Source organism: Shewanella sp. AS1, assembly GCF_021412565.1.
Classification (GTDB): domain Bacteria; phylum Pseudomonadota; class Gammaproteobacteria; order Enterobacterales; family Shewanellaceae; genus Shewanella.
In genome coordinates this window covers 72,893-91,742 of record NZ_JAKCLJ010000014.1, presented here as the reverse complement: position 1 = coordinate 91,742, position 18,850 = coordinate 72,893, and the positions used below count along the sequence as shown (strand labels likewise).

General features: G+C 47.1%; 13 protein-coding genes, 1 tRNA gene, 1 rRNA gene and 1 pseudogene. 6 read left to right on the top strand and 10 right to left on the bottom strand.

The window, feature by feature from the left end:
• Both rrf and LZP69_RS14955 read left to right on the top strand, forming a co-directional pair.
• Positions 1 to 97, top strand: a 5S ribosomal RNA gene (rrf, locus tag LZP69_RS14960); the annotation flags it as partial.
• A gap of 36 nt (positions 98 to 133) precedes the next feature.
• Positions 134 to 210, top strand: a tRNA-Asp gene (locus LZP69_RS14955).
• Positions 211 to 307: 97 nt separating this feature from the next.
• On the opposite strand, the gene LZP69_RS14950 is transcribed toward LZP69_RS14955, so the two are convergent.
• Both LZP69_RS14950 and add read right to left on the bottom strand, forming a co-directional pair.
• A protein-coding gene (locus tag LZP69_RS14950; RefSeq protein ID WP_267962123.1) for an IS630 family transposase occupies positions 308 to 1,340 on the bottom strand; the annotation gives its coding sequence in 2 pieces (ribosomal slippage) (positions 308 to 874 and positions 876 to 1,340; 1,032 coding nt in all).
• A gap of 68 nt (positions 1,341 to 1,408) precedes the next feature.
• Positions 1,409 to 2,008, bottom strand: a pseudogene (add, locus tag LZP69_RS14945) (adenosine deaminase); the annotation flags it as partial.
• Between the two features lie 211 nt (positions 2,009 to 2,219).
• Here add and LZP69_RS14940 point away from each other — a divergent pair.
• Together LZP69_RS14940 and LZP69_RS14935 are read left to right on the top strand one after the other, a co-directional pair.
• On the top strand, positions 2,220 to 4,010 hold the full coding sequence (locus tag LZP69_RS14940; RefSeq protein WP_234201518.1) for a DUF885 domain-containing protein: 1,791 nt from the start codon (positions 2,220 to 2,222) through the stop codon (positions 4,008 to 4,010).
• Between the two features lie 123 nt (positions 4,011 to 4,133).
• Positions 4,134 to 5,123: an alpha/beta fold hydrolase gene (locus LZP69_RS14935; RefSeq protein WP_234201517.1), complete on the top strand. Its 990-nt coding sequence runs from the start codon at positions 4,134 to 4,136 to the stop codon at positions 5,121 to 5,123.
• Here the strand turns inward: LZP69_RS14935 and LZP69_RS14930 are convergent.
• From LZP69_RS14930 to LZP69_RS14905, 6 genes are all read right to left on the bottom strand, one after another.
• Complete coding sequence (locus LZP69_RS14930) at positions 5,112 to 7,433, bottom strand: putative bifunctional diguanylate cyclase/phosphodiesterase (protein ID WP_234201516.1); 2,322 nt, start codon at positions 7,431 to 7,433, stop codon at positions 5,112 to 5,114. The two genes, LZP69_RS14935 and LZP69_RS14930, sit on opposite strands and share 12 nt — an antisense overlap.
• 511 nt (positions 7,434 to 7,944) lie before the next feature.
• Positions 7,945 to 9,321 (bottom strand): oxygen-independent coproporphyrinogen III oxidase, encoded by a 1,377-nt coding sequence (gene hemN / locus LZP69_RS14925; protein WP_267962122.1) that lies wholly within the window; start codon positions 9,319 to 9,321, stop codon positions 7,945 to 7,947.
• Between the two features lie 177 nt (positions 9,322 to 9,498).
• Positions 9,499 to 9,969, bottom strand: coding sequence for a DUF2489 domain-containing protein (locus tag LZP69_RS14920; protein ID WP_234201514.1), 471 nt, complete (start codon positions 9,967 to 9,969; stop codon positions 9,499 to 9,501).
• 96 nt (positions 9,970 to 10,065) lie between these two features.
• A complete protein-coding gene (yihI, locus tag LZP69_RS14915) occupies positions 10,066 to 10,599 on the bottom strand; it encodes a Der GTPase-activating protein YihI (RefSeq protein WP_234201513.1) in 534 nt (177 codons plus the stop codon).
• 37 nt (positions 10,600 to 10,636) lie between these two features.
• Entirely contained in the window at positions 10,637 to 11,314 is a 678-nt protein-coding gene (locus LZP69_RS14910; protein WP_234201512.1) for a class I SAM-dependent methyltransferase, read from the bottom strand.
• Between the two features lie 722 nt (positions 11,315 to 12,036).
• Positions 12,037 to 12,657 carry a c-type cytochrome gene (locus tag LZP69_RS14905; protein ID WP_234201511.1) on the bottom strand — a complete coding sequence of 207 codons (621 nt, stop codon included), beginning with the start codon at positions 12,655 to 12,657 and terminating at the stop codon, positions 12,037 to 12,039.
• 168 nt (positions 12,658 to 12,825) lie between these two features.
• Here LZP69_RS14905 and yihA point away from each other — a divergent pair, with 168 nt between their 5' ends.
• Positions 12,826 to 13,482, top strand: coding sequence for a ribosome biogenesis GTP-binding protein YihA/YsxC (gene yihA, locus LZP69_RS14900; protein WP_234201510.1), 657 nt, complete (start codon positions 12,826 to 12,828; stop codon positions 13,480 to 13,482).
• Between the two features lie 668 nt (positions 13,483 to 14,150).
• Here the strand turns inward: yihA and polA are convergent.
• Positions 14,151 to 16,919, bottom strand: a complete 2,769-nt coding sequence (polA, locus tag LZP69_RS14895; protein WP_234201509.1) for a DNA polymerase I — start codon at positions 16,917 to 16,919, stop codon at positions 14,151 to 14,153.
• Between the two features lie 389 nt (positions 16,920 to 17,308).
• Here polA and elbB point away from each other — a divergent pair, with 389 nt between their 5' ends.
• On the top strand, positions 17,309 to 17,962 hold the full coding sequence (elbB, locus tag LZP69_RS14890) for an isoprenoid biosynthesis glyoxalase ElbB (protein ID WP_234201508.1): 654 nt from the start codon (positions 17,309 to 17,311) through the stop codon (positions 17,960 to 17,962).
• Between the two features lie 39 nt (positions 17,963 to 18,001).
• On the opposite strand, the gene glpG is transcribed toward elbB, so the two are convergent.
• Positions 18,002 to 18,844 (bottom strand): rhomboid family intramembrane serine protease GlpG, encoded by an 843-nt coding sequence (gene glpG, locus LZP69_RS14885; protein ID WP_234201507.1) that lies wholly within the window; start codon positions 18,842 to 18,844, stop codon positions 18,002 to 18,004.
• Between the last annotated feature and the right edge of the window lie 6 nt (positions 18,845 to 18,850).

Genomic DNA, 18,850 nt, shown 5'->3' with positions numbered 1-18,850 from the left:
TGGTCCCACCTGATCCCATCCCGAACTCAGAAGTGAAACGCAATCGCGCCGATGGTAGTGTGGGGTCTCCCCATGTGAGAGTAGGTCATCGCCAAGCGCCTAATTTAGTATCTCGCGTAAGCGTTTTACTAAAGGAGCGGTAGTTCAGTTGGTTAGAATACCGGCCTGTCACGCCGGGGGTCGCGGGTTCGAGTCCCGTCCGCTCCGCCAACATTAAGATGAAAGCCCTAGCAGCAATGCTAGGGCTTTTTTCGTTTTAAATCAGCTATAAGTTTCAAGAAAGTAGTGATACCAATCCGCAAAAGCATTAAATCAGATTAATCCACTCTCGTGCACACATTCTTCTCACTCGCTCTGGGACTGAAATAAACTGGTTCCACGCTTTCGATACTTCATCCACAATGTCTTCATAGCCTGAAAACACTCTATTTGATAAACAGTGTTGACGCAGCCAGCTCCATACTTGCTCAATCGGGTTTAATTCTGGTGAATAGGGCGGTAGTTTTATCAAGGTTAAGTTGTTGAACTGTGATGCTGTATCGTTTGTATGCCAACCCGCACCATCGATAATCACAACGGCATGCCTTCCAGGTGGGGGTGCCTGTGAAATTTGGCTCATATGTTGTCGCATCGCTTCTTTATTAACGAATGGACTGATCAAGGCTTCTGTTTGACCCGTTGCAGGGCACACAGCGCCAAACAAATAGCCATAATCAAACTGTTGTTGTTTCACAACACGCGGCCGAGTTCCCGTTTTGGCCCAAATACGTGTGGTGGGGTTCTGCTGACCAAACCTAGCTTCATCCTGAAACCAGACATCAATACGCTCAAGAGGAAGGTAGCCTGGGGTGTGAAGGATCGTTTCCAACAGGAAGTTTTTTAAAAGCCTCTTGGCTTTGCTGTGATTGCTTTGGGTGCTTCGAGCGACTTGTGATCCAGCTAAAGCCGAGTTTCTTAAGTATTTTATATACGTGATTCAAATGGTAGTTAACACCAAATTCAGCGTTAATAAATTGCGTGACCTCTTCACCCGTGAGTCGACCGCCTTGAGATGTCGTGCTTTTTTGCTTGATAAACTCGGTCAGGTGTTCAAGTTGTGATGGTTGCAACCGAGAAGGGCGACCTTGGATTGGCTTACTGTCTAAGCCCGACAGTCCACATTCCAGATAACTAGAGACCCATTTATTAACGCTACTTCGCGCAATGTTAAGGCGTTTAGCTATATCGGTCCTAGTATTACCTTCGAAAAATAACGACACCGCCAGTAATCGCATGCGTTTTCGCGCGTTTTGTTCTTTTCTAGAAAGCGTTAAAAGCTGTTGGGATAGTTGCGAGTTCATGATTAATTTGGCCAGAGATTCTATATGCCTCTATTAGACCAAATATTTAAGCGGATTGGTATTACCGCTTACCGCTTACTTTCGTAAAGCGCTTTGCGTTCACTGGTGGATAAGAAGGCCATTTCCACGCCGTTACGCTGAAGTAGTGAAAGTTCGGTGTTGCTTAAGCCCATTTCCTCTTTTACTATCCGATATTCGTGTTTGATATCGATATTACTGACACCGGGATCATCAGTATTTAATCCGATCATGACGCCTGCCTGCATAAAAGTACGCAGCGGGTGGGTTTGATAGCTGCTTACCGTTGAAGTATGTATGTTACTGGTTGGGCAAGATTCGATACCGATCCGCTCTTGTGCAAGATACTCCATTAATTTTGGATCTTGCAGGGCATTAACCCCGTGGCCAATACGGGTGGCGCTGAGCTGTTTTATTGCCTGCCAGATACTTTCTGCACCAGCGGCCTCACCGGCATGAACTGTGATAGCTAGTCCAGCATCCCTTACCCGTTTAAAGTGTGGGTTAAATAGCTCTCCGGGGAAACCCAACTCATCACCGGCGAGATCCATGGCGACCAGATGTTGTCTATGGGCTAGTAACGCCTCCAGTTCCTGCATACAGACTGCCTGGCCAAAGGAGCGCGACATAATACCGATGAGCTTTATTTGTATTGCATACTCTTTTGTTGACTGAGCATTTGCGCCGAATTGTCGCCATTATAACCTGCTGTGTTTTATTTAAAGCACAATAACTGGAGGTTGGTGAAAAATTTGTTGAATTCAATGGTAAGGTTTGTCAATTCTTGCAGCGAGCTTAATGACGCGCACCAAAACCATGATGCATAATGCCGATAATAATTATAACGAAAAGGATCTTTTCATGTATAAACCCCTAGTACCCTGCCTGCTCCTCTTAAGCCTCAGCGCCTGCCAAATTAATTCCACAGAGCAAACCTCACAGACAGAGTCGTTAGGTGTTGCAACCAGCCCAGTTAACCAACAGCTCGCTGGCATTATCGATAGAGCTTGGCAACTGAGATTGGATACAAACCCAGACTTGGATTACGCCATGGGGAATGAGGCGGCTGCGGGTAAGCTGACGGACTTGTCACCTGCCGCGTTAGCGGCACTTAACGATAAACGCAGCGGCCTGCTGGAAGAGCTTAAACAGATTGATACCAGCTCCTTGAACAAAGAAGAGAAGATCAACGCTCAGATTTTAGAGTATCAAATACAGAACAGCGTCGATTTATACCGTTATAAAGACCATTACCTCCCTATCACTGCAGAGAGTGGTTTTCATGCTTATATCGCCTCTATCGCTAAGGGACGATTCCAAAATCAGGAAGATTATCAGCACTATATTAGCAAGTTAAAGGCGCTGCCTGGCTATTTTGCGCAGCAAACCTATTGGATGAAACAGGGGCTGGCTTCGGGCATCACTCCGGCAAAGGCCAGCTTAAAAGGGTTTGAAGACAGCATTTCAGCCTTTATCGTGCCAGTTGAGCAAAGTGGTTATTTCAAACCTTTTACTCACTATCCCAACAGCTTTAGTGAGCAAGAAAAGCAGGCGTTGACCGAACAAGGCCGGTCATTGGTCAGCGAGTTAGTCTTGCCTAGCTACCAGGCTTTCTATGATTTTATGGTAAACGAGTATCTTCCAAATGCACGCACCAGCATTGCCGCATCGGATCTGCCCGATGGCCGGGAGTTTTACGAAAATCGTGTGCGTTATTACACTACCTTGAATATGACCGCCGATGAGGTACATGTATTGGGTCTGCAAGAGGTGAAGCGGATCCGTAGTGAGATGCAGAAGGTGATCGATCAAGTCGGCTTCGACGGGGATTTTGCGGCCTTTTTGATATTCCTGCGTACCGATCCTCAATTCTATGCCAAGACGCCGATTGAGCTGCTCAGATACACTGCGCTGCTGGCCAAGAAGGCGGATGCTATCTTACCCAGATATTTCGGTAAACTTCCCCGTAAAACCTATGGTATTCAGGAGGTGCCAGCCCAGATCGCCCCTAAATACACCACTGGCCGTTATTCTGGCTCGGACAGGGATGACGAGCCCGGTTATTACTGGGTAAACACCTATGCTCTGGATAAGCGACCTTTGTATGAGATGGAGGCGCTCACCCTGCATGAGGCCGTGCCTGGGCATCATTTGCAAATAGCCTTGAACCAGGAGTTAACTTCTCTGCCTAATTTCCGCCGTTACAGCTATATTTCCGCCTTCGGTGAAGGCTGGGGACTTTACAGTGAACATTTAGGCATAGAGGCGGGCTTCTATCAGGATCCATACAGCAACTTTGGTCGTCTCACCTATGAGATGTGGCGCGCGGCGCGTTTGGTAGTCGATACAGGTATGCATGCCAAAGGCTGGACACGCCAGCAGGCGATCGACTTTATGGCGAGCAACACAGCCTTGTCATTACATAATGTCACCACAGAGATAGATCGCTACATCACCTGGCCTGGCCAGGCTTTGTCTTACAAGATTGGCGAGTTAACCATTAAGCGTATGCGCCAAAAGGCTGAACAGGCCCTGGGCGATAAGTTCGATATCCGTGCCTTCCACGATGCTGTGCTTGCCAACGGCTCTGTGCCTATGGCGCTGCTCGAACAGCAAATCGATGACTTTATCGCTGAGAATGCGGCAAACTAGCGACTAAGTGACTCTCTGTAAATCGAATTGTGATGAGGTCAAAGGGCCTCATCACGCTTTACCTTAATGACCTCGACTATTCCATGCTACACTGACTTCTATCATTTTCAGTTCTTTCCCACTATGTCTGCAGCTCAACCTTTCCCAGCCCAAGCCCAATTACAAGCCCAAGCCATTGGCTTTTCATCTGAGTTTGATGATATCGAGCAGAGGCTGACGCTGTTTTGGCAAAAAGTCATTCACAGCAGCTTGATCACGCCAGATAAAACTTCTCTCGCCTACTGCTATATTCGGCAGTCACAACCTGGGCCGGCCATAGTGATCAGCAGCGGTCGGGTTGAAAGTTATTTGAAGTATCAGGAACTGATCTTCGATCTCTATCAGCAGGGTTACAGTGTCTATGCCATAGACCACAGAGGACAGGGGCTCTCGCAGCGGCTGACAGATAATCCCCATAAGGGATACGTTAAATATTTTGATGATTATGTCGAGGATTTTGAGTATTTCATCGAGCAGGTGGTCAAGCCTGCCAGGCATGAGCAGCTTTATCTTGTGGGACATTCTATGGGCAGTGCTATTGGCACCCTGTATCTGGCAAAGGCGCCGGACACCTTCAATGCCGCGCTCCTGTGCGCGCCCATGTATGGCATCAAGCTACCGTTACATAAACGCGTGATCTATTGGCTTGCAAGGTTGTTGGACAATGGCTCAGAGCGGCAAGCTAACTATGTGCTTGGCGGCAAAGATTATGAACCTGTCTCTTTTGAAAAAAATGAGCTTACCCACAGTGAGGCGCGTTATCGCCGCTATCGCCACCTCTATCAACAGCGACCCGAACTGCAATTGGGCTCGCCGACAAATCGCTGGCTTACTCAGGCTCTCCTTGCGTGCGACCGTGCCGTCAGCGCGGCTAGACACTCAAAGACTCCTATTCTTATTCTGCAGGCAAGCGAGGATTCGATTGTCGATAATGACGCCCAGCTGAGTGCCCAGGGAGATAATTGCGATCTGGTGTCTTTGGCTCAGGCTCGGCACGAGATTTTTATCGAAACAGACAGTGTTCGAGATCAGGCGCTGACACTATTGGTGAACTTCTTTCATTTACATGCCTGATACAGCCATTTGCTGCTGTTTGTCGATGAGTACATCTTGCAGCTGCTCGCCACTCATAGGGCGATAGAAAAGGTAGCCCTGGAAGAGATCGCAGCGATAGGCCTGTAATTGTTCCAGCTGAGACTGGATCTCCACTCCTTCGGCAACAAATTTAAGTTTAAGGCCGTGAGCCATATCTATCATGGCTTTGACTATGGCGCCTGAGGCCTCGTCATTGACCATCTCACGAATGAAGCAGGCATCGAGCTTTAACTTATTGAGATTTAATCCCTGCAGGTAACTGAGCGAACTGTAGCCGGTGCCAAAATCATCGACGGCGACGCTGATACCGGCTTGGCTTAGGCTCAGCATGGATTCTCGCACTAAGGTTAAATCTGTCAGTAAAGCATATTCGGTTAGTTCTAACTCGATTTTATGGGGTGGGATCTGTTCCTGCTGCAACAGTGCCAGCAGCTTCTGTGGAAACTCATGTTGGTTAAACTGCCTTGCACTGACATTGATTGAGATTCTCGGGGGCTCGATATTCTGCGCCATAAGGGCGCGGATATAGCGGCACACTTCCAGTAACACCCAATGCCCGAGTTCAACAATCAACCCGCTCCCTTCGGCGATGGGGATAAACTCGGCCGGTGAAATGTTGCCATATTCCGGATGATGCCAGCGCAGCAAAGCCTCGACTGAGATTATGTTTTCCTCCCGATCGACAATAGGCTGGTACACCAGTGACAGTTGCTGTGCTTTGATGGCCTGGTTCAGTTCGGTTCTGATCAGCAGGTTGCGCTCGGCTATGGAATCCATCTCTTTGCTATAAACCACAACGCGATCGCGGCCGCTCTCCTTAGCTTGCTGCAGTGCTAGGTTCATGTGCTTGATATGCTGTTCTGGCTGCAATTGCCCACTATGATCTATTAGCGTGGTGCCTATGCTGGCCGAAAGATTAAAGCTGTGTTTACTGATCTCAAATGGCCTTGCGACTAACTGACGCGCCTGGCTGGCCAGGGCCTGGACTCGCATCAAGGCAAGGTTGGGATCTTTAGGGAGGCGTTTAACCAAAATAACAAATTCATCGGCAGAGAAGCGCGCAATCAAGGCGTTCGATGAGAAATAGCTGGAAAGCCGTGCGGCTATTTGAATTAAGACCCTGTCACCACCATGATGACCCAGGACATCGTTCACTAACTTGAAATTATCTAAATCGAGTAAAAACAGGGCGGCGCAATAATCTGTTTCCTGTTGCAGCTCATGTAGGGCATCGGTTAGGGCTCTACGGTTTGCTAAATCGGTTAAAGGATCTTGTTTTATGAATCGAGCTGCACTCTGCTGGTTTTGAACATCATCTGTCACATCAGACAAGGTACCAATTAAGCGCACGGGTTGACCTTGCTTATCCCATTCTACCGTCATGCCCCGATCCAGCACCCAAATGTAATGCCCGTCCTGATGACGTAAACGATGTACACTCTCAAACTCTTCCGTCTCTCCGGCCAAATACCGCTCCAAGCTCTCCAGGGTACTTTTCTTGTCGTCTGGATGAAGTCGTTCTTCCCATGATGTCAAAGAGGCGGCCAATTCATTTGGCTTATAGCCCAATATATCGTTCCACCTATGGGATAAGAAGAGATTTCCCGAAGGAATATGCCAGTCCCAGATCCCATATCGGGACACCTCCACGGCAAAGAGCCAGCGCTGTTCAGTGTCTCTTAACTGCTTGGCACCAGTTAAATATTTATCTTTGAAAAAGGCGAGATCATCCCCGATAGAGTTAAGTTCACTGAAGATCGAGCTGACGGCACGGATTTTTTTCGATTCTTGATTCACCCGGGTTGCCTGATTTCTGAGCCGCTGCAGAGGCAAGAGCAAATAACGATAAAAAATAAATAAGGCGATGAGGATCAGCAAACTGGAGAGGGAGCCGATTCTTATGGCGCTTTGTAATGTTCTACGATTGGCGGCGGCTAAAGCGGGTGAAATATCATATTCCAGGTAGATTACTTCGGGATAGTTAGCCCTGGTGGCCGAATTAGTATCAGAAAAAGGGAAATAGGCCTGAATCGATTGACGCTGTTCATTATATTGGAGCATGGGGGTATGGTTTGCGATGACGTTGTGATGAAACGCCTCCTGATAACCATCGATCACTAAATTTGCCGAGCTGTTTTGCCATACAGAATGGTTTGCAAACTCGATATTTCCGCTTGCATCGATAAGGGTATAAACCATCATTTTTAGATCGCTGCTGGCAAGGGAGATCTCCTCCTCGACGCGAGAAAAATCCTGGGATTCGACAACAGCGGAAAAAATCAAATCCATTTTTATTAACTGCTTGGATATCTGCTGAATCTTATCTTGGTAAACACCTACCCGGTTTTGTGCCCGCTCTATCGTAAACATTGAGGTGAGAAAGATAACGAATAGCAGGACACTCGCGGTCGGTGTAAATAAAGAAAGTGATGGACGGAAATGAAATTTCAGCAAACCTTTACCTAAATAAGCAATGCATTAAAAATGATAAAAAAATTCAATATTGACAAGGAAATACCGAGTGATTATGCCACAGTTCAAAACGAATCATACTGGATATGTAACTAATTTTTTAACCCTAGAGACAAATCGCAATCTTGATAAATCTAAGATTTAATAATGTGCACTAGGTTTGATTGTGATCGACGGCAGGCTAAGTAGCCCGGGATGAATTGGTGTGGCGTGATTTGTGTCGATTCAGGGGCATAAATCGGAGGCACAAAAAAGCCGATGAATTGTCATCGGCATTTTGTCTGTTTTGCACTTTCGAACAGCGCGCTTTCGGCTAATACAGTCGTGATTAGATCACTCGTGAGAACTGCTGCTGACGCGCTTTTTCGCGATAGTAGATATCGAAACAGATACAGATGTTACGGATCAATAGACGACCTGTGTCGCTGACTGTGATCTTTCTGTCGGTGATATCCACGAGTTTATCCTTGATAAAGGTCTGTAACAGCTTAAGATCTTCGGCAAAATACTCTTCGAAGTTAATGCCAAGTTTTTCGTCGATTTGGGCCATGTCTAAGTTGAAATGACAGATCAGCTGTTTGATCACCACGCGGCGGATCTCATCATCACGATTGAGTTTGCAGCCTTTCCATAGGGCGTGGCCTTTTTCATCCACAGACTCGTAGTAAGGACGAATATCTTTCTGGTTTTGGGCATAACAATCGCCAATCTGGCTGATTGAAGAGACGCCTAAACCGAGCAGATCACACTCTTCCTGGGTGGTATAACCCTGGAAGTTACGGTGTAGTCGCCCTTCATTCTGCAGAATCGACAGCTCATCGTCAGGCTTAGCAAAGTGATCCATACCTATATACTGATAACCGGCACCGGTTAAGGTTTCTATGGTTTGATGCAACATCTCCAGCTTTTGTTGTGGAGAGGGTAAATCTTCATCTTTAATCTTACGCTGGGCAGAAAAACGTGCAGGCAGATGAGCATAGTTAAATACAGACAGGCGGTCTGGTGAAAGATCTAAAACGCGCTGCATGGTTTCAGCGAAAGTCTCTGGCGTCTGATGAGGCAGACCATAGATCAAGTCGATATTGGTTGACACGAAGCCCATCGCTTTGGCTTTGGCCATCAGGTCGAAGATGAACTGCTCATCTTGCTCACGGTTAACCGCTATTTGCACCTTCTTGTTAAAGTCCTGCACGCCAATGGAGATACGGTTGAAGCCGGCTTCTTTTAGCGTATCTAACATAGAGAGCTCGATTTCACGGGGATCGACTTCGATAGAATATTCGCCCACTTCGGCAATGTTAAAGTGTTCACGTAGCAATGCCGATAGACGCAGGATCTGATCTGGGCTTAAGAAAGTCGGTGTACCGCCGCCCCAGTGGATCTGAGTGACCAGATAGTCTTTAAACAGTGGCGCGCGTTTAACAATTTCAGCAGCCAGATATTCGATATATTGATCGGCCTTATGCTGATGGCGAGTGATCACCTTGTTGCAGCCACAGTAGTAGCAAAGCTTGGCGCAGAAAGGGATGTGAAGATAGAGCGACAGCTTATCGCTCTTGCTGTTTTTAATGGATGTCAGCAGATCCTCTTCGGTGAAAGAGTCGTCAAATTCTAATGCGGTCGGATAAGAAGTATAACGAGGACCGCTGTAATTATACTTTTCGATCATTGACTGATCCCAACTAATTTGGGTGGGCTGCTTCAAGGCGTGTCCTCCGAAGATGTAAATTAGCAACAGACGAAGTATGCAGTGTTATCGGATGAATAACATTGATCCGTGTTGCAAAATCGCACTGCAATTTATGATAGCTGGTGACTATCCTTGAATTTGTTGCAAATGTCTGTGGTGCAAACTGAATTTTGTGCACCCACTCACGCAGCGTTATTGGTTAACGTGAACCGCGTATTCTTTTACGATTTGGTTAACTTCTTGGTGGATTTTATCTTCAAGCTCGGCTTCTGACTTTATTCTGGTAAAGTCGAGCTTCATTCTTTGCTGTTTTGCTAACGCCTTGCGCTTTTCCATGATGGGATGATGTTCAATCACATCGAAATGTTGGAACAGAAAAGGATAGCGTGCTCTGGCGGAGTCGGTTTGACCTATGATGCCGAAAAGCTTGCCGATCCGCATCACGCCTTCTGAAAGCTCACAACGTTCCTCAATCATAGCTGCGGCGATATAGTGAATATTACCCAGTAATTCCTTCTCTTTTGCTGCCTGGGCAACCTGCTGCGCTGCCTGTCGTTCTTGTTGATCCTGTGTCTGCTGTCTTAGCTTCAGCAATAGATGAGCCGCGTAAGCTGCAAGGGATAAGATGATGAAGGCACCGAGTACAATAAGGGACGTTGTCATGTGCTTTGTATACCTAAATTATGAGTTTAAGTTAACTCTCTGAATGTTCGAGCGGCGACTAATAAAATCGATGCTATTGGGTACACACTTAAATCTTTAATCGTGATCTTGATACTGTTTGAGCAGATCGGCGCCGGATTCAAATTTATCCAGCAGATCATCGTCCGACGCCACAGTGGTTTTCATCACATGGTCAAGATCGTCAGCTTCTGTGATGCCGAGGCGATCCATCAGGCGCTCTATCTCTGTTAGTTGCTTTTCCAGCCATGTCTGGTCGGCAGCATTGAGCTCGCGACCCTCTTCAAGTTGATCCAGCAGCGAGTTCAGCCGCGGATCTTCCTCTAGTTTGAGCAGCTTCTGTTCATCACTCATCTTGGGAGCCTTGGGCTTTTTCTCAACGGCCTGGGTTTGAGGCAGGTTCAGCTGTACCGGTTTTTTGCTACCATGACGTGGATCCTTTACCTGTGTGCCAGTCGATTGCTTCTGTTGGATCTGCTTTTCGTTGTGGCGACTGCCCGCCTTATTGCCCGAATTTTGTTTTTTGCCGATGGCAACGCGATCCTCTTTCTTGGTTCTGGGTTGTCTTTTCGGCCCATTTTCATTAATTTTGCGCGTTTTTTTACGGGACATAGCAATAATCTCAACTACAAAGAATCGTGAACTTATCTTATTTACGGTTAGACAAGTGACTTGGGGCGCGTGTTATATCAGATCCTGATGGTTTTTGCATCAAAATGAGATCGTTTGAAGCGAATAATAGCGTAAATTCAGCCTGCTGAGCCAGAAATTGAAAGGTGCTCTGCTGATAAAAGCTGACATGGGTGAGATTGTTTTTATAATGCCATTTAGCAAAGCCATTCAACTGGGTCAGCATAGGGGTGCTAATGGCGAGCCATCCACCGGGTTTGAGCAGAGAGCACAATAGTAACCATTCCCTGCTTGGTAAGCGAAAATGCTCAAATACCTTATAGCAGCAGATAAAATCATATTGCTGTTTCAGCGGCGAAGGATCCGGGGCAAAAAAAGGGTCATATTGTTCAAGTTTGTGGCCACGTGAGTGTAGCTCCTCCACTAGGTCCGGAGTGACCAGACGACCAAAATTCAGTCCAAGCAATGAGGCCGATGTCATTTGTTCGATTTGAATGACCAGGCTGGTGAGCAGTTGTTGCACAGGTTTGTGTTTATTATTGGCGGTTTGGTATTTTCTTAATTCTGCCTCTGGGGGGAGATGTGAGGCCGCGTCGGCAAACAGCAAGGTACACACTTTGCAGCTATGTATGGTGCGTTTTCTGTCCTGGTAAAACGGACTGGTCTTATGGCTGCTACATAAGGGGCATCTGCGCATGAACGATAAACAACTCTTTATTCAGGTTTGGCTAGTCTAGCGTGTGGGATAAAAAAAGGCGACAGTATTACTGTCGCCTTCTAACAAGCACTTAATGTGCTCAATTCTGATTCCAAGTTTCCTTACTTGCTATGCGACCTTCCCAGTCGGATTCCATCTTATTTTTTTAGTCTGCTATCCTTGCATGTTTTGTCGTTTTCGGTCTTCCAGACACTTTTTTATCTTCCTGTTGCCTTCCTGACCACAGCTTCCGTAGATGGTCTTCATGACGCATCTCTATCCATCTCGTCATCTCTGACGCCAAATAAACCATCCATGTTTAGGTTTACGTTAGATTCAGCAGTAAACAGTTAACTGCTTTTCTGAATCTGTAAGGAGAGTGCTATATAGCGTATGGTCTTCCTAAACCAGTGTCCTTACTCAAGTAGTGTATGACCTGACTTCAAATTCGAAGCTCTACTCATAATTATTTTTAGTGAGTGGTCCAGTCGTTATTATTGTTATTAGCTTTATTTATTCTTATATCTTAAATGGTATTACATACTGAAATCTGTTTAATGCTATTAAGTTATTTTTGTTTAAACAGTTGGGTTCACCTCAGTACCGGCACATTAAACCTAAATATGTGATCCCTGTCAAGCGCTCATTTTTACAGTTGACGTTAACGTCACATTGTAGGGGTAAAAAAGGCGGCATAAGCCGCCTTCCATTCTCAAGCCGATTTATTTAATGCTTGAAATGTATTTAGACAGAGCGTCCATATCTTCAGGAGTCAGTTTTTTAGCCACATCCTGCATCATGCCGTTCAGGTCGTTGTTGCGGGTAGCGCCATGGAATTTGGTTAACTGAATCTTGATGTAATTGGCGTGTTGGCCAGCGATAGCTGGGAAACCTGCAGTTTCAACACCTTGGCCATCAGGACCATGACAGGCGGCACAAGCAGTAATGCCACGTACCGGATCACCACCCTTGTAAAGTTGTTCGCCAAGGGCGGGAACATCTTTAACATCAGTGGTAGTTAAGGTTTGTGAAGCAAAATAAGCTGATAAATCATCGATATCTTGATCTGTCAGCGCAACTGCCATTGGGCTCATCAGAGGATCGTTACGACCCTCTTTACCGCCAGTCAGTGCTGCTTGACGTAATTCATGCAACTGCTTATTGAGGTAGGCTTCATGTTGTCCGGCAATTTTAGGATACATGTCGATCATGCTGTTTCCATCAACGCCGTGACAGGCTGAACAAACGATGGATTTATTTTTACCCGCTGCAGCATCACCTGCTGCTATAGCCGGAGTGGATAATATGGCTAAAACTGATAGCGCAATAGCTAGCTTTTTCATGGCGTTCCAACTTTTTGTTAAGTTTTTTGTCCTGAGCTTACGAGAGTGACCTGCAAGCGTGATAAAATATGACTTATGTGATCGGGGTAATATTTTACACGAAATTGTGCAAATGTAAGCAATTCTTCGAGATTAAAACCGAAGAAATAATAAATTTTGGAGTGGGTAGTGACTGATTCTCGAATCGATTTTCGTCAGGCTAAGTTTTTGATCAGTGCGCCAGATATCGCGCATCTGGATGAGCATCTTCCTGGTGATGTAGGGGTTGAAATTGCGTTTGCTGGACGTTCTAACGCAGGAAAGTCCAGTGCGTTGAACCAGTTAACCGAACAGAAAAACCTGGCGCGCACCAGTAAGACGCCGGGCCGAACTCAACTGATCAATGTGTTTGCTTTGGATGAACATAGACGGCTGGTGGATCTGCCGGGTTATGGTTTTGCCCAGGTACCGTTAGCGATGAAACAGAAATGGCAACAGGCTTTGGGGCAATATCTCCAGGAGCGTGCCTGTCTGAGCGGCTTAGTCGTGTTGATGGACATTCGTCATCCATTAAAAGATCTGGATATACAGATGATTGAATGGGCGGTGGAGTGCAATATTCCAGTATTAGCCCTGTTAACTAAGTGCGATAAGTTAGCGCAGAGTGCCAGAATGAAGACGGTCAACGAAGTTCGTAAAGCCTTGGCTGACTTTGGTGATGCGGTAAAAGTTGAGCCTTTCTCCTCCCTTAAAGGTACGGGCAAGCCTAAAGTGCTGGGAATTCTCAACGACTGGTGTCATCCCGACTGGTTGGTTGAGGCATTGAGCGAAGCTGAGACAGAATAGTTCATAATTGGTTGGTTTAATACGCTTTATCCTTAGGGTAAGGCGTTTTTTATGTCTGCAGACTTTTGAATGAGACAAAAAAAACCGATGACAAGCTGTCATCGGCAAATAATGTCGCTCTTCGGGGGGAAGAGCGTAACTTAACAAGACTCAAGCTTCATCGGTGAAGATGATTGCTCAATAGCGCCATTATAACCTGAAAAAAAATACTTTAAAGTATTTGCTCTAAGATTTATTTGGGATGAAAAAAAGCCCCAGCAAATAAATTGCTGGGGCGCCGTAATTTGGCTGTTCACTTATATCAGTGAAAGAAATAAAGGTCTGAAAGATAGAACATCTTAACCTCTGTACCCTACGCAGAGAATAATATCGTATTGACCTAAATTGTGGAAACTGTTTTTTGTAAAAAGAGTAAGTAATGTGAGCGATATCGTAAAAAATGCCTATTTAAACGGCATTTTTACCTTGAGTCTGTCTAGAAACAGGGTGAATTTAGCGCTTAATTCTGTTCAGGCAGTAGATCGAGCACGCATATGGAAGGCCATTGCGGGTAGAGAGGCTTAGTTCACCACGAGCGAGTCAAGATCATGATAATAAATGATTAATTGATAACAAGCCTCAAGTTTAGTTGAGGCTTGTTATCGTGAGTCTTTGCCTAAAACACTTGCCTAGTGAGCCTGTTCCCAGTTATCACCTATACCAGCTTCGGCCAGCAGCTCAACATCCAGTTTAGCGGCCTGAGCCATGAGCTCACAGATCTTAACCTTGAGGCTTTCAGCTTTATCACTGTCGACCTCGAACACCAATTCATCGTGAACCTGCATGATCATATCTATCTCGCCTTGAGTATCACTGGCAATCCAGTTGGCAACATTGATCATCGCTTTCTTGATGATATCGGCGGCCGTGCCTTGCATGGGGGCGTTGATGGCGGCGCGTTCAGCGGCCTGACGACGCATGGCATTACGATCTTTGATGGCTGGCAGATAGAGCCTACGACCAAACAGGGTCGATACATAGCCCTGTTCGGCGGCGAGCGCACGGGTGTCTTCCATGTATTTGAGTACACCGGGATAACGCTTAAAGTAAGTGTCTATATAGCTTTGTGCTTCGGCGCGGGGAATATCTAATTGGCGCGCCAAGCCGAAGGCCGACATGCCATAGATGAGGCCGAAGTTGACAGCCTTGGCGCGGCGACGCTGCTCAGAAGTAACCGCATCGAAATCGACACCGAAGACTTCGGCTGCAGTTGCACGGTGAATATCTTTACCTTCGGCGAATGCGCTGAGTAGACCCTTGTCTTGAGACAGATGGGCCATGATGCGCAGCTCGATTTGCGAGTAATCCGCGGCTAGAATTTTACGACCTTCACCAGCGATAAAGGCATGGCGAATGCGGCGACCCTCTTCGGTGCGGATAGGAATATTCTGTAGATTCGGCTCACTGGACGATAGGCGCCCTGTAGCTGCATTTGCCTGGTGATAGCTGGTGTGTACACGACCGGTTTTGCCATCGAGCATAAGAGGCAGTTTATCCGTATAGGTACTCTTGAGCTTGGTCAGGCTGCGATGTTCCAGCAGTATCTTGGGTAGGGGATAATCCAGCGCCAGCTCGACCAAGACTTCCTCGGCCGTTGAGGGCGCACCCTTAGGGGTTTTCTTGATCACGGGATAACCCAGTTTCTCAAAAAACAGGGTTTGCAGCTGTTTGGTGGAGCTGAGATTAAACTCTTCGCCGGCTATCTTGTAGGCCTGCTGCTCCAGCTCATCTATCTTACGCGCCAACTCTTCACTCTGTTGACTGAGTAGCATGCTGTCTACCAGTACACCCTGACGTTCAATTTGCGAGAGTACAGCAACCAAGGGGAGCTCTATATCGGTAAACACACTGGCGAGTCCGGCTGCTTTTTGCAATCTTGGCCAGAGATGTTGATGCAGGCGTAGGGTGATATCGGCATCTTCGGCAGCATAGGGGCCTGCGGTTTCCAGTGGGATCTGATTAAAGGTAAGCTGTTTGACACCTTTGCCAGCAATCTCTTCGAAGGCGATATTTTTATGGCCTAAATACTTGAGAGCCAAATCATCCATATTGTGTTTCGATGCCACAGAGTTAAACACGTAGGACTCCAGCATGGTATCGAAGGCGATGCCGCGCAGGGTAATGCCGACTCCGGCAAAGATACTCATATCATATTTCAGGTTTTGGCCGACCTTCTTTAGATTCGCGTCTTCCAGAAGCGGTTTGAGTTTAGCCAGAGCCTGAGTCATATCCAGCTGCTCTGGCGCATCTGGATAATCATGCCCTAAGGGGAGGTAAGCGGCTTTGCCCGGCTCGACAGCAAAGGAGATCCCAACCAACTTGGCCTGCATATAATTGAGGCTGGTGGTTTCTGTGTCTATGGCGATAAGTTCAGCCTTGGCCAGTTTCTCAAGCCAGCTGTCGAGTTCATCCCAGGTGAGTATATTGCTGTATTCGACATTAATATCCTGAGGCGTGGGTGCTTCTTGGGTGGCGGCTTCTTCACCCGCGTCGGCGGCAAGTTCATTTGTACCTTTGCCATCCAGCACTTCGGCAAGCCAGCGCTTAAACTCCATCTGGCCATAGCATTTGATAAGCTCATCTTTATCGGCAGGAGCGACATTGAGCTGATGCCAATCTTGCTCCAATTCCACATCCAATTTGATGGTCGCCAGCTCAAAAGAGAGTTTTAGCATCTCGCCATGTTCAGCGATTTTAGCTGGCATGGTTTTTGAGCCCCTAAAGCCCAGCTCTGGGAGTTTTTCTGGCTCGGCTAAGATTTGGCTTATACCGCCAAGCCCCTGAAGCATGGCAAGCGCGGTTTTTTCGCCCACACCAGGAAGTCCTGGAATGTTATCGGCTTTATCTCCCTGAAGCGCCAGCAGGTCTATGATAAGCTCAGGGCCGACACCAAATTTTTCAGTGACTTCTTCAGGTCCCAATATCGTGTTGGTCATGGTGTTGATCAGTGTGATATTAGCATCGACCAGTTGGGCCATATCCTTATCACCTGTGCTGATTAATACCGAGCGTCCCTCTTTACTGGCCTGGGTGGCGATTGTGCCTATCACATCATCGGCTTCGACACCGGGAATACAGACCAAGGGCAGGCCGAGGGCGCGAATGATGCGATGTAAGGGCTCGATTTGCGTGCGAAGGTCGTCCGGCATAGGGGGGCGATGCGCCTTATAGTCGGCATACATATCATTACGAAAGGTTTTTCCTTTGGCATCAAACACCACTGCCATCTGTGAAGGCTTGTATTGTTTCAGGAGGCTGCGCAGCATGTTGATCACGCCATAGACGGCCCCCGTGGCTTCGCCTTTGGAGTTAGTCAAGTGTGGTGGAGCATAGTAAGCGCGATAAAGGTAGGAGGAGCCATCCACAAGGACGAGCGGGTTTTCGGCAATATTAGGCATAATTTTTTAGTTCATTTATCGGTATCTATGATGCTGCTAGCATGCCACATCAGGGGAATTTCGGCCACGGCAAATTGCTCAGCAGTCTGTGGATAAGTCTGTGAGCTAAAAATTTTTATCAGAGTAGGGATCACGACTGCAAATTCTATGTTGTGATGCAAACTATTGATTTTATGCTAAATTTTATTTTTGTGTGAGCTGGGTATTACTTCCAAGTAAAAATCCCTAATTTGTGGACTTTTATTTTGACTCCCTTTCAAAACTCGTCTCTTGACGGAGAATCAATCTCCTGAGAGAGTTCGATGAACTAACTTAGCATGAAAAATAATCGGATCAAGAGGTTTGTTGTTAGTTTGTTAAAACTGTTGGATCTATAAAAGGAGCTTTTAATGAAAAAAGTTGCTGTTTTATTGAGCGGCGCAGGTGTGTTTGATGGTTCAGAACTGCATGAGGCGGTATTAACTCTTTTATGTTTAACGCAATTAGGCGCTAATTATCAATGCTTTGCACCCGATATACCTCAAATGCATGTAGTGAATCACCTTACAGGTGAAGTGGATGTGAATGATAAGCGTAATGTGCTGGTGGAGTCGGCACGTATTGCTCGCGGCAATATCAAGGCTTGCAGTGATCTGACGTTCGCCGAATTTGATGCCTTGGTCATTCCTGGTGGTTTCGGTGCGGCGAAAAATCTGTGTAATTTTGCCCTTGCGGGCAGCGAGTGTGACATCGACCCGCAGGTGAGGCGTTTTATTAGCGCGTTTATCGATGACAAGAAGCCGGTTGGCTTTATCTGTATCTCGCCTGTGATGATCCCTAAGTTATATGCCGCAGGAGCCAAGGGCACCATAGGCCATGATAATGATACTAAGCTGGCCTTTAATCTGATGGGCGGCGAGCATCAGGAAGCCGATGTGGATCAAATCGTGGTGGATGAGGCGAATAAGCTGGTCAGTACCCCTGCTTATATGCTGGCTGAGAATATAGCCCAGGCTCACAGTGGCATTCAAAAGCTGGTGAGTAAAGTGTTAGAGCTGGCCTAAATAGAGTGACTTGATGTGTTGGAGGTGCTCAGATAGGTGTTAGTGCTGGGGGCGCTTAACGCAGTCGATAAATCCCTGGATCAGGCCGACGGCTAATCCGCCAAGGTGTGCCCCGTTGGCCATCGATAGGCCAAACATGTCGGTAAAGCCAAACACCAGCCAGACTAACATAAAGCCGATGTAGGCCGGAGGTAGGCCGATCCCCAATTCTGGGCGCCTTGTGCCCATGATCCAGGTATAACCCACTACAGCGTAGACCACGCCAGAGAGTCCGCCGAAATTGGGGCCGGTCATGTAATATTGCAGCAGATTAGGCAGGGTGCCGGCGATAAGTAGGAGCATGAACAGCGGCGCAATGCCGAGTTTGTTCTCTATCTTGCCGCCTAAATACCACCACCAGAGCAGGTTAAACAGTAAGTGCAGCAGTGAAAAATGCAGCAGGCTCGGGGTAAAGAGACGCCACACCTGCTCGAATCCGCTGTCGGGAACGGCGCCAAAAAATGATAACTGCTCGAAAATAGGCGCCGCAAAGCCGATATTGAAGCCGAGAAAAACCAGGCTACAGAGCGCGATAATACTCAGGGTTAATGGGCCAGCCCCTGAGATAAACTGAGTAAAGAGCTGCAGGCCGGGGGCACCATAATCGAACTTAATATTGGCATTGCCATTATCCCATGAGGCTTGCAGATACTTGTCGTCATGGGGATTTTGTACAAAGTGCTCATACTCGGCGCGGGCGGCACTGTAGTGCATTTCGTCGACAACTGAGATGACGACGCCCGCCTCGGCGCTGGAAAGCTGGCATAAGATCCCTTGTCCCTTCAGGTAATCCATCAGGGCCTGCGCCGCACGGGCATTGGGTAAGCGACCAACTTCCTGCATAGAGGT